The organism is bacterium (assembly GCA_019912885.1).
GTDB lineage: Bacteria > Lernaellota > Lernaellaia > JACKCT01 > JACKCT01 > JAIOHV01.
The window spans coordinates 20,775-29,513 of record JAIOHV010000154.1 but is presented as its reverse complement, the minus strand read 5'-3'; the positions used below and the strand labels follow the sequence as shown (position 1 = coordinate 29,513).

At 65.7% G+C, this 8,739-nt stretch carries 8 protein-coding genes; 3 read left to right on the top strand and 5 right to left on the bottom strand.

What is annotated here, in order from left to right; translation table 11 throughout:
- Both K8I61_13580 and K8I61_13575 read left to right on the top strand, forming a co-directional pair.
- Nucleotides 1-416: hypothetical protein (locus tag K8I61_13580; GenBank protein ID MBZ0273065.1), on the top strand; the 416-nt coding region annotated here is incomplete at its 5' end.
- A 28-nt stretch (nt 417-444) separates the two neighbouring features.
- Nucleotides 445-1,956: a DEAD/DEAH box helicase gene (locus K8I61_13575; GenBank protein ID MBZ0273064.1), complete on the top strand. Its 1,512-nt coding sequence runs from the start codon at nt 445-447 to the stop codon at nt 1,954-1,956.
- 313 nt (nt 1,957-2,269) lie between these two features.
- Here K8I61_13575 and K8I61_13570 read toward each other — a convergent pair whose 3' ends face one another.
- The gene (locus K8I61_13570) at nt 2,270-2,950 is read right to left on the bottom strand and encodes a Crp/Fnr family transcriptional regulator (GenBank protein ID MBZ0273063.1); all 681 of its coding nucleotides are present in this window, start codon (nt 2,948-2,950) and stop codon (nt 2,270-2,272) included.
- A 239-nt stretch (nt 2,951-3,189) separates the two neighbouring features.
- Here K8I61_13570 and K8I61_13565 point away from each other — a divergent pair, with 239 nt between their 5' ends.
- On the top strand, nt 3,190-3,933 hold the full coding sequence (locus K8I61_13565) for a tetratricopeptide repeat protein (GenBank protein MBZ0273062.1): 744 nt from the start codon (nt 3,190-3,192) through the stop codon (nt 3,931-3,933).
- Between the two features lie 81 nt (nt 3,934-4,014).
- On the opposite strand, the gene K8I61_13560 is transcribed toward K8I61_13565, so the two are convergent.
- The 4 genes from K8I61_13560 to K8I61_13545 all read right to left on the bottom strand — a co-directional run bounded on the left by K8I61_13560 (nt 4,015) and on the right by K8I61_13545 (nt 8,730).
- A complete protein-coding gene (locus tag K8I61_13560) occupies nt 4,015-4,293 on the bottom strand; it encodes a hypothetical protein (protein MBZ0273061.1) in 279 nt (92 codons plus the stop codon).
- Nucleotides 4,294-4,370: 77 nt separating this feature from the next.
- Entirely contained in the window at nt 4,371-4,970 is a 600-nt protein-coding gene (locus K8I61_13555; protein MBZ0273060.1) for a BON domain-containing protein, read from the bottom strand.
- Nucleotides 4,971-5,044: 74 nt separating this feature from the next.
- Complete coding sequence (locus K8I61_13550; GenBank protein MBZ0273059.1) at nt 5,045-6,262, bottom strand: NAD(P)/FAD-dependent oxidoreductase; 1,218 nt, start codon at nt 6,260-6,262, stop codon at nt 5,045-5,047.
- On the bottom strand, nt 6,259-8,730 hold the full coding sequence (locus tag K8I61_13545) for a hypothetical protein (GenBank protein MBZ0273058.1): 2,472 nt from the start codon (nt 8,728-8,730) through the stop codon (nt 6,259-6,261). The genes K8I61_13550 and K8I61_13545 overlap by 4 nt, the downstream gene beginning before the upstream one ends.
- Nucleotides 8,731-8,739: the final 9 nt, after the last annotated feature.

Genomic DNA, 8,739 nt, shown 5'->3' with positions numbered 1-8,739 from the left:
ACGAAACCTTCCGCCGCGCGATCGCGTGGTTCGGACGATTCGCCGATGAGTATGCGGCGTCGATCGCGCTGTTCGACTCCGGGCGCCGCCTCGATCCTCGCTTCCCTCGACGAGGCCATCGCCGCGTACGAAGCGCGATCGTGAATTTTCAACACAAACGCACCAAGGGCACGAAGGAAATTTCGGCCACACGAAAAATTGGCCTTGGTGTTCTTTGTGCTATTCGTGCCTTTGTGTTGAATTGCGATTCCGCGATTCTGCGATTCCATTCGCAATTCCCAATTCCCCATTCCCAATTACAAAATGCGCTTGACCAATGGCGCGCGAACCCGTTTGATAGGGTGAAGCCCGCCGCGCCGATCGGCGACATCGTTCGCCGTCGCGTTTGCCGCCGCTTTTTGGAGCCTCGCGTTTGATACACGATCCGATCCGGAAATTTCACGCATGAGTCCGCACCGCCCCGACCGCGGGCATCGCGATCGCGCACCCCGCGCGGATCGCGAGGGTTTTTCGTCGGAGTTTTTCAAGCTCGATCTGCCCGAGGACGTGAAGGCGGGCATTCATGACGCGGGTTTCGCGGAGATGACGCCCGTGCAGCGCGAGTCGATGCCGCAACTTCTGCGCGGCGAGGACCTGATCGGCCAGGCGCAGACGGGCACGGGCAAGACCGCGTGTTTTCTGCTGACGATCTTCACGCGAGCGCTGCGCGACATCCGCCCGCGCGAGAAAGACCCCATCGCGCTCATCCTTTCGCCGACGCGCGAGCTTGCGATCCAGACCTACAAGGAAGCGCTGACGCTCGGCAAATACGTCGATCTGCGTTTCGGGCTGTTTTACGGCGGCGAGGACTACCGCAAGCAGGAGCAACACCTCGCGGCCGGGGTCGATGTGGCGGTCGGCACCCCGGGGCGCCTGCTTGATTTTGTGCGGAAAGGCCGGCTGCGTCTTGGCGATGTGCGCCTGCTCGTGATCGACGAAGCCGACCGCCTGCTCGACCTCGGATTCTACGAGGAGATGACCGCGATCCTGAAGCGGCTGCCGCCGAAGGACGAGCGTCAGTCGATGATGTTCTCCGCCACATTCGACCAACGCGCGCAGCGGCTGGCCCGCCAATACATGCGCGCGCCGTCGTTTATCGAGATCGAGCCCGAGAACCTGACGGCCGAGGGCATCGACGAAACGCTCTTTCACGTCGACAAGGAGCGGAAGTTCGAGCTTCTGCTCGGTCTTCTGGAGCGCGAGCCGGTTCCGCGCGGGCTGATCTTCACGAACATGAAGATCTCCGCGGCGTACGTCGCCGAGCGGCTGCGGCGCAACGGCTACAGCGTGGAGCTTCTGACGGGCGACCTGCCGCAAAACCGCCGCACGCGCGTGCTCGATTCGTTCCGCAAGGGCGAGGTGGCGCTTCTGGTCGCGTCGGACGTGGCCAGCCGCGGCCTTCACGTCGAGGACGTGTCGCACGTTTTCAATTACGACGTGCCGCAGGACCCGGAAGACTACGTCCACCGCATCGGGCGCACGGCGCGCGCGGGCAAGACGGGCAAGGCGTACACGCTGGCGTGCGACGAATACGTCTACAACCTTCCCGCGATCGAGGCGTATCTCAAGCGCCGCGTGCCGTTTGTCCTTCCGCACGAAGAGGAATTCGGGCACGACAAAACGGAAGGCTTCGGGAGTCTTCGCGATTTCGCGCGGCGCGAAAGGCGCCGGCAGCGCGAAGCCGGCGGCGACGACCGTGGCGGCGCCCGCCGCCGCCCCACGGGAAAATATCCCGAACGCGCCCGCACGCCGCGCGTGCCGCCGGGCCGTCCGCCCAAGCGCCCGGCGCCAGGCGTCGCGGTCGCGAGATCCGACGCGCCGTCGAATCCGGGTCCGCCAGGCGAAGCCGGCGAAAAGAAAAAGCGCCGGCGACGCGGCGGACGGAATCGAAAAGGCGCACCGGCCGCGACGGAATGAACCGGCACGGCGATCAGAGCCGCAAGCGTCAGCGCGCGGGCTGATACGCGGACCACAGCCCAATTTTATCAGCAGATTCCGCGGCGGGCGGGACGTCCGCGGTTCCGGACAACGTGGATCGCGCCTGCGATGGGCATTTATCCATCGTGTCTATCCGGTCCATCGTGACCAACGGGTCCATCGTGACCAACGGGTCCATCGCGCCCACGAGCGCACCCAAAAAAACGGCGTACCATTCGGCACGCCGTCGTGGAGTCATCCTTGGCCGTGCCGCCGGAAGGATCCGGAATCCGGCGGCGCGGCGCGTGACCGGCTAGTGCATCTGCACGAGACCGGGTTCGTCCTTGATGATGATCTTGCGCTCGTTGATATCGATGAAACCCTCCCGGCGGAAATCGCCGAGCGTGAGGCTGACCGTCTCGCGGGAGCTGCCGATCAGATTGGCGAGATCCTGGTGCGTGATCTTGATGCGAAGCATCTTTCCGCGGCTGTCGCGGATGCCGTATTCGTTCGACAGGCGAAGGAGCAGGTTCGCGAGGCGCTCGCGCACGCCCTTGTACAGGAAGTTCTCCATGTTCTTTTCGGCTTCGCGCCGCCTCTCGCCGATGATCTTGGCGAGGCGATAGGTGATCGCCGGACGCCGCTTGATGAGCTGCAGCAGCTCGGGTTTGCGGATGACGATGATGTTCGTGTCGTCCAGCGCCTCGGCGAACGTGTCGCGCGGGGCGTCCTCGAGAAACGCCATCTCGCCGAAGACGTCTCCGGTCTTCAGAAGGTTCAGGATGATTTCGCGGCCGTCTTCGGTGATCTTGCTGATCTTCACGCGGCCGGAGCGAATGAGGAAAATGGCGTCGGAAGGATCGCCGGGGCGATAGGCGACCTGCTTCTTGCGGACGAACATAAGCTGGCCCGCGCGTTCGAGGTCGGCGGCATCTCCATCAAAAAGACCTGCGAAAATCGGAATCGTTGCAAGAAACTCAACATTGTTTTTCATGGACGTTCGTTGCCTCCATCGGTCGGAAAAGGTTGGGACGGATCGGACCCTTTTTTCGTAACGACTCCCCCACTCAGGGCCGTTTTTACCCCGTAATGGCCCCCACAGTCCATGATCTATGTCATATTCCGAACAGTTTTCGGGTGACGCGGCTCACCAGCCGAAATTCACGCAAAACCGTGTCCAAAGCCAATCCGGCTTGCGAATCCCGCGTCGTTCCTGTTTGAATGCGGCTCCCGATGCCCGAATCGAAACCGACCATCGCTTATCAACGCGGCCTGGACGCCTTCGCGCGCGGCGATTTCGCCGAGGCCGAGCGCCATCTGCTTGTCGCGCTACCGGAACACCAGGACTACGCGAACATCTACGCGATGCTGGGCGCGATCCAGCACCTGAAAGGCCGGTTCGGCGACACGATCAAACTTCTGGCCAAGGCGCTCGAGATCAACCCGAACTACACCGAGGCCAAGGTCAACCTCATGGTCCTCTTGCAGGACCTGGGCCGCTACGACCGATCGCACAAAATCCTGAAAGACCTTCAACGCGGCGAGGACGCCCTGCCGCAGTCGCCCGATCCGCTTTCGCGAAACCGCCTGGCAAACGCGCACGCCGTGACCGGCGACATGTACATGGCGATCGACGTTTACGACGCCGCGATCCGAAGCTACGAGGCGGCGCTCGCGCTGCGTCCGAGTTACATCGACATCCGGCTCAAGCTCGCGCGCGCCTTCCACGCCGCGGGCGATCTGCAAAACGCGGAGATCCAGTGCCGCACATGCCTGTCCGCGTTTCCGGAGATGAACGAGGCGCGCGTCTACCTGGGCACGCTGCTCGAGGCGCAGGGACGCCGCGACGACGCGATCGAGGCCTGGCGGCAGGTGCTCGCCCTGGAGCCCGCGAACGACGAGGCGCTCCGCTACATGCAAAGCGTCGGCGCGCCCCTGCCGGATGAGGCGGATCGAGGATCGAGGATCGAGGATTGAGTTGGATCGCAACGCGGCACGCGATTTCCCTTTCCACGCCCCGATGAAATTGGCGCCGCGTGCGCCGGCGCCCTTCCCCTTTTAGCGCGCGGACTTCATGAACGTGCCGTCCACGTCGATTTTCCCGAGATATTCGACCGTGGCGTTGCGCGTCGCGACGCCCTCGAACTCGTAGTACCAGAGGTAAACGCTGCGTCCGTCGGGGCTGTGCGTGCTGAAGTGGTTTTTCCCGCTGACGATGTCCGCGCGAGCGTCGCGTGGCGTCACGAGTTGAAGCGCGCCGAGGCGGATCGCGATATCCGCGGCGAGAAGCAGCGCTAAAATCACGAGCAAGGCGTACAGCTTTCGGGCATCGGGCATGTTGAGCCTCCGTAATTGGGGTGTTGCGTCGAATCGCGCGTGAAATACCACATTCTTGCAATTGCCTTCGACACTCGTCACTCGTCACTCGCCGCGGACTCCACCCACGTGTGATCGACGTACGCGCGCACGCCGTCGGCGTAGAGCACGGCATTGCGCAGTTTGGCGGCCGACGCCGCGTTCGGAACCGGCGCGGCGAGGACCACGACGCCCATGTGAACGACGATCTCGGCGTCGCCAAGACGAACGAGTCCCGTGCGCGCGACGCGCTTTTTCACCGCGTCCTCGATCTGTTTGTCGCGCACCACATCGCCAAGCGCGCGGGGATCGCCGGTAGCCCACGCGGGTTTCGGCGACGGCTTCACGATCAGGCGATCGACAACGGCGCCGCGCACGCCGGGCGTGGTGCGCGCGACCGCGAGCACGAGGTTGCGCTCGGCGATCGACTCCACGCGCCCGCGCACGACGACGCGGCCGCCGTGCACCGCGACGGCGACAAGGCGCGGATTCACGGTGCGCGTCTGCTCGAATCCGTCCCGCATGCGACGCACGATTTCCTCGTCGGAAACGGGAATCGGATTTCTCGCGTCGCGCACGACGATTGGCGGCGCCGCCGCGTTTTCGGTCTCGGGGGCGCCGCCGGTGGAGACGCAGGATGCGCAAAATAAAAACAACAAGGCGACGGCCGCGACGTACGTTGGGCGGAAACGATTCGCGCCGGCACGGCCGCTTTTGGCTCGATCCCCAATCCTCAATCCTCGATCCTCGATCCTCGCGCCGATTCAAGCAGCATCGCCGGCAAGCCGCGCCCCAAATCGGCCATCGCGTCGCCGACGGATTTTCCGCCAAGCGCGAAGTCGGCGATGATCTTTCGCGCGGACGGGGAGCGCGAGGCCATGCCGAACCCCGCGCGCAAAAACCACCCGCGATAAAAGGCGCGCCGCCACGCCGCGGCGCTGTGCAGTTCGGGCAGGATGCTCTCGGCGATGAGCGGGTAGTAGCGTTTGGGGGCGCCCTGGGCGATCGCCCGATGCAACAGCTTCGCGGAATGAAGCGCGTGGCGGATGCCCTCGCTCGTGACGGGATCGCAGAGCCCCGCGGAATCGCCGATGAGCGCGACGCCCTCGGCCTGGTATTTCCGGTTCCAGAACGTGCCCGCGGCAAGGCAAGGGCACGGCGCGGCGTACGGGATGGCGTCGCCAAGAGCCACATCGCGAAATCGGTCGTGCAAATAACCCCGCAGCAGGCCGCGCGCGTCGTCGCGCGAGATCGTGCCGCGTCCCCACACGATGCCGAACGAAACGTCGTTTGGGCGCGGAAACCACCAGGCGTATCCGGCGACGCCGGGAAAAAAGCGGATGTCCACCACCGGCTCGAACGTGCCCGGGATGAACCACCCCGTTGTCAGCACGGATTCCGTCGATTCACTTTCGCCGCGCACGAGGCGCCGGACGGGGCAAGACGCGCCGCCCGCGCCGACAAGGAAGTCCGCCTCGATGTCGCCGTTGACGAACCATCGCCCGTCGCGCCGCGCGAAGGTGCGCGCGCGATCGATGTGAAGGCGCGCGCCGGCGTCGACGGCCTTTTGCCGCAGCGCGGAGTCGAAATCGTGCCGGCGATAGTTGCGCAGCGGCGGGTCGAGCGCGGTCATCGACTCGCGCCCGCCGGGGGAGGTCGCTCGAAGGCGCGTGATGGCGGCATACGGGACGCCGAGATCGTCGAGCTCCGGGACGATGTCGATTGTCGATGCGGTGACGCCGCCGCCGCACGCCTTGTCCGCGTCGGGGCGCGACTCGATAAGATCAACCTCGTAGCCGTCGCGCGCGAGCAGCCACGCGAGCAGCGCGCCGCCGGGGCCGCCGCCGACGATCGCGACGCGGCGAATCTCGGACGACCCCGTGTGTACCGGAACGGACGCACCCGCTCCCTTACGGTCGCGGCTCTGATCGTCGCGCGCGGCGTCGCTCACTTCGTGCCTCCCGCGGCCTGGAATTTTTTTGTCTTCGGAATTGACACGGGATATTGATGCCCCTTGAGCGAGACATCCTCGGTCCGGATCGGCGACACGACAATGGGCACTGGCGGACCGGCGTGCGGCCCGCAATGAACGCGGTAACGGGTGTAGGTTTCCACGCGCCGGCCTCGCGCATCGGTCATGTCCCACTCCACCTCGTAGCGGCCCGGCCCGCGCTCGGGCTCGACGATGGTGCGTACCACGCCGCGGCCAAGATCGGCGATTTCGATTCTCGGAACGCACGTTTGCGGAATGTCGTAGGGCAGCACGAGCCGTTCCTTGTCATCCGTCATGCGCACGGGCGTTTTCGCGATAACGACCGCCGGGCCGATGGCGCGCGAGCCCGCCGCGTTGACCTCTTCGAGAAGATAGCAGGTCACGACGCCGCGCGTCGAAAGCGCGTCGTCGCGAAAGACCGTCTCGCCCGGCGCATACAACTCGTCGCCGATCCGTTCGTAGTTCCGCGGATCGCCGTCGGCCTCGTTGCCGAAACGCCGCCAAAGGCGAAAGCCTTTCGTGCCGCCGCCGGATGCGCCGTTGAACGACACCTCGACCGCGTCGCCGAAATCCGTTGCCGCGAACTCGTCCACGCGCGCCCAGTCCGGGTGCGCCAGAAAGATCGGGCTCGACACCGCCCACGCGCCGTCGGCCTGCGTCACGCGCACGTGATACCAGGATGGGCGGTCGAAATTTTTGTCGACCCACTCGACATGCGCGGCGCGCGTTTCGCCCGCCTGCTTGTGGCGGTGTGCGAATGAGCCATCTCGATGGATATCGATCGACCGGATCGGCGCCGTGCCCGCCGCGTCGATCGTGATCTTGCCGTCGAATGCCGTCGCGGGCGTGTCGCCGGGGCGCTTGCCGTCGATGTCGACCGATAACAGGATTCGCGCGCCGCTTGTGACGTAGGTGCGCCCGCGTTCGAGCGCGGCGAAAATCGTGCGCCGCGTCATCGCACCGGTCGTGACGGCGGTCAGCGGCCGGTCGATGAGATCGCGGAATGCGCGCGCGCCGTCGCCGAGCGCCGCGAAACCGAAACGCCAACCGCGATCGAGCGCCCGTTCGATGCCTTTTTTCAGCGTCGATCGTTCCGCGCCGTCATACACGCCGCCCGCCGCGATGCCCTGCGCGCGACGCACCAGGTGACCATCTTCGTTCGCGTACAGCACAAGCAGCACGCGCGCGTTCGATTGCCGCCCAACCTCGAGCACGTCCGACGGGCTGCCGAAGTACGCGGCGGACGCCGGCGCCCACGGCTCGGCGTCGGGAGCGTCGATCGCAAGGCGCCACGGGTCGCCGGTCCCGGCCGCGAGGCGATTGATATCGGCGTCGCAGTCCGGCGCGATCGCAGCGGCCATGTCGCCGTACGCGACGTTGTACGCCAGCAGCGGAATAAACGCGCCAAGCCGGCGCGATTCGCGGCAAAGCAGTTTTTGCTCGGCCCATCGGGCGTCATCGAGCGTCCACGCCGGATCGGTGATGGCGACAAAATCCAGCGCCGCGGGACCAGCCGCGAGGTCGAGCAAATCCCGCGCCGGAAGCGCGCCGTATCCCGCGTCGCTTTGCGCGCCGAGAAGTCCGAAGTGCGTCGCGCGGGTCGTCCTCGCGTCATCGATGGCGATGGGATTGGAGGTCACGTCCGGCAGCGCGCCGCCGAAGCTCGCGGCAAGCCAGCGATAGCCCGTCTTTTCGTACCGCCCCGCCGCGATGTTCGCCCATGCCTCGCCCGTCGCGTGGGGCGGCGGCGGATTGTAGGAATCGTCGCCCGAATCGTCGCGGATGATGACATTCAGGTCGCCGGCCGGCGCGGCAAGGTTGCCGAACGCATCGAGTACGCGAACGACCGCGCGGATGTTTTCGCCGACGCCAGCGCGCGACGGCGCGACGATTTGGGCGCGCACCGCGGGACCGGCGACGATCTCCGCATAATCCTCTGACGCGGCGCGCTCGAAATGGCCGTCGCCCGCCGCGTCGACAAGGATAAGCGGTGCGAACGACGGTTGCGCGCCTCGGGGCGCGAGCAGCGCCGGCGGCGCATCCTCGCCTTCACCCGTGCCGATGTCGACGTCGATGATCTCGCCGGCGGCGACCGCCCGCGGCATGGTGACACGTACGTACCTGTCGTAATGCGGCGCGATCCCGACGTCGACGGGCAACGCCTCGATGTCGATGCGGGCGCGCGCCAACTTCTTCGGGTTTTTATGTTCGTGAACAAACGAGTCCTGGGGAAAAAGCACGATGACCGCCCCGCCCTTGGCGAGACCGCCTTTCGGCGCGGCGTACGCGATGCGCCAAATGACGGGCGTGCCGGCGACGATCTTGCCGGTCGGAGAAATGCGCGCGGTTCCGGGCTCGACGCGCTTGTCCTTGCCGGCGCACGCGACAGAGAGCGCGAGCGCGAAGAAAACGATGACCAATGTCACGCGGAGCCG